Here is a 3297-nt window from a genome sequence, read left to right as displayed (position 1 = left end):
CGACCCAGCGATCTAGGATTTTAATCTGGTGGGTATTAAAATGGAATTTTAGTGTCTTTTTCTACCAGTTCAGGAGACCAGTCTGAAGACGTAAACATTTTAAGCTTCGAACTATATGAGATGTTTTTTTCGTCGTCGTCGCTATACTCCACATGGAAAGCTTCTTTTGATATACGCACAATATTAATATCATCAGATAACACCCATGAGGCATACCCATCTTTGGCATCAAAATCTGATTTAGGAATAAGTTTATATCCTAGCCGATCAAATATATTAATCATCTCACCTAGTGTTTCAAAAAACACTCGAAAAGGAATGTCTGCTTTTCTTTCAATTTCATGAAAAATAGGATGATTAATTGTTAAAATTTGAGAGATTGCAACTTGACTGTCCTGCTTCTCTGCAACTAAAAAAGCAACTAGTTGATTTAGCGTATCTGAGGTTTCAGTCAATTGTTGTATTATGTCAACTTCACTTTTTTTGGACTCATCACCTAGTAACCGTTGGAACAGACCTGCCCATTGCTCTTTTAAATATATTGTTATATCTGCGGCACAAGAAAAAGTATGAACGGTATTGTTTTTTGGCATATTGTAGACCTTTTCAATAAAGTCATATACTTTAGGATCATCAACAGCAGGGTATTTAACACCGGGAATATCTTTGTTGGCTTGGTATGTTCGGTACTCTGACGCAACAGCCGCATCAATAAAAATGTAAATTTGCTTCCCTAACCGGCTAGCTTCGAGAAGCTCTCGATTTGAGATAGAAAATTCATCAGTTGAAGAACTGCCGAAACGACCACCTATAATAGAAACCAAGATGTCACATTGGCTGACCTCTTTATAGCAGTATTCTTCTAATTTCTCTCGGCTACCATAAGCAATATGTCCTCTTTCATTTAATATTGGGTCATACCCTTGCTCAAGGATGAAGCGTTCAATATCACTACGAACATGCTTTAAATCGTAATAAGTAGAGCTAACGAATATTCTTGGTTTTGCCACAAAAAAACCTCCGGTTGATTTGCAGTCATTTTAACACTAAGTGCATGAAAATATGTTCTATTTATTTAAAAAACAGTAAGTATAGTACTTACTGTTTTTGTCTAATTAATTACTACTCCCCCCAACCAACTCCACCACATTCGCACTAACCTCCCTCAACCGACTAGAAGCTAGATGAGCATATCTGGTGCTGGTTTGCGGCGACTGATGCCCCAACAAGTGCTGGACATCATAGAGCGTGGCGTTGCCGCTATTTATCAGGATGCTTGCAAAGCTATGTCGTAAATCGTGAATCCTAAACGTATCCTTAATACCTGCCGCTTTCCTAATTCGAGCAAATGCTTTCTTCGGATGAGCGATAGGTCGCCCCTCAGCATCCCCTGCAAAGATATAAGGGTTCTTTAGTTTCTGAAATCTGCGCTGATCTTTCATTACCTCCTTAGCTAGATCATTCAGCAGTACAGTCCGAGATAAACCAGATTTTGTATGCGGCAGAAAGAGGCTCCAATTGCCGTCGTCGTCGACGGTAAGGCACTCCCATTTTGAGCTAGTGATTTCCCCTATACGCATCCCCGTAAGCAGAGCAAATTTCAACGCATTAGCCTGAGTACGGTTAGGCTCCTCGTTACATGCCTTGATGAAGTTGGCGACCTCCTGACGATTAAGGAAGAACTGGCGAACATTGTTCTCCTTGAGTTTTCGTATGTATTGCCCCGGATGCTTGTCTACGAATCCCCATTCCATTGCTAGTCTGAACATACGGAGTATTAGTGACCGAAGACGATTAACGGTTGCTGGTTTTCTCCCCTCAAGTAACCCATCTAACAATTTCTGAATGTCTTGCTGACCAATATCAGTAAGAGGTTTCTTTCCCCATTTAGGGAAGAAATGAAGTCTAAGGTTTCCCTCATCACTTTTAGCGGTGAGCTTGTTCATCATGGCATAGGGAAGATAGTGCTGTTCTGCGAACTCCTTAAAAGTTAACACGTTACGCTTTTCGTCCCTCATTGCTTTTGGGTCATTACCTAGCGCAATTTCTCTCTTATGGTCATTAGCGATTTGCCTAGCCGTGTTGATGTCTATCGCTGGGTATTCCCCAAGCTGAACAGATTTCTTGGTCCCATGTAGCGTGTATCTGAACAGGAATCGCTTTCTACCTTGACGGTTAACAATCAGCTTTAAACCACTGCATAACTCATCGGTATATTCAGTTTCTTTGCTACGACTCGTCGACGGCGTCGGCGGTAGTGAGTCAAGTTGGCGCTTGTTGAACTTAAATTTTTTCGATTTCATCACTGCTACCTCACTCATTACAGATTGAGAAATGTTGGCACAATTCAGCTAGTAATGTCTTAGGCATCAGCAGATAAATTCCTTTGCCACTGTTATCGACAATGCTCAGGGTCAGCACCATATCTTGCTCTAATTCATCCTCGAATTCGGTGTAGGTTAACGCTCGTTCTAGCAGTTCGAGATCTGAACCGTCGACGCCGTCGGCAGTTAAGCCAGAAATTGAGTCTAGGAACCAGAGCTCACATTGCAGTTCATCCCATACTTCTTGGGTTTCTGTTTCGTCGTAAAATGGTTCGGTGAGTATGGATAGAATTTGTTCTTGTAGGGCTGTGGTGATTGGTAGGGTTGAGATTTGTTGAATCTTGGTGATCTTGTTCATATTAAACTCCATGAATATGGGTATCATAGATTTAATATGTGTTTAATTCTGTTGCTGGTTCGGATCAATGTACCAGTATTGTGTATGAAAAATCTAAAGAGGTATTACTCATGAAAAAATTGTTTTTCACACTTTTACTGACTTTACCAATGACAAGCCATGCGAACTGTATTGGTTCAGAATCCTTTAAAACTTGTTACGATGACAGTGGTAATACATACAGCGTGCAAAAGTATGGAAATAGTACTACCGTGCATGGTAGTAATAGCAGAACCGGTTCAACTTGGAACCAAACTAGTACAACAATTGGGAACTCTACATTTACCAACGGTACATCAGCTGATGGTAACTCATGGAATAGCACCACAAACAGAATCGGAAATTCAACATTTACGTCGGGTACTGACTCGAACGGTAACAGCTTCTCCTCTACTTGTAATGAGTTCGGTTGTTACTAATCGCTTGAAGCAACCCGCACTATCAACACTGGACACGAAGCTAAGCGGTTACCCATAATTTTCTAATAGTAAAGCTATTGAAACATTTTTGTTCAACGCCAAGTTAGTTACTCAACAACTATCTCAACCACAACTTAAATCCTAGATCGCTGGGTCG

General features: G+C 40.7%; 3 protein-coding genes. All 3 read right to left on the bottom strand.

Annotated elements, in window-relative coordinates; translation table 11 throughout:
• Positions 1-35: 35 nt before the first annotated feature.
• The gene (locus ABT58_RS21980; protein ID WP_047876585.1) at positions 36-1010 is read right to left on the bottom strand and encodes a DUF4062 domain-containing protein; all 975 of its coding nucleotides are present in this window, start codon (positions 1008-1010) and stop codon (positions 36-38) included.
• A 105-nt stretch (positions 1011-1115) separates the two neighbouring features.
• Entirely contained in the window at positions 1116-2303 is a 1188-nt protein-coding gene (locus ABT58_RS21975; RefSeq protein WP_189595491.1) for a site-specific integrase, read from the bottom strand.
• 10 nt (positions 2304-2313) lie between these two features.
• Positions 2314-2682: a hypothetical protein gene (locus tag ABT58_RS21970; RefSeq protein ID WP_189595490.1), complete on the bottom strand. Its 369-nt coding sequence runs from the start codon at positions 2680-2682 to the stop codon at positions 2314-2316.
• Between the last annotated feature and the right edge of the window lie 615 nt (positions 2683-3297).

This window comes from Photobacterium aphoticum, assembly GCF_001029435.1.
GTDB lineage: Bacteria > Pseudomonadota > Gammaproteobacteria > Enterobacterales > Vibrionaceae > Photobacterium > Photobacterium aphoticum.
The sequence above is the reverse complement of the archived record's forward strand: the minus strand, read 5'-3'. Positions and strand labels throughout refer to the sequence as shown.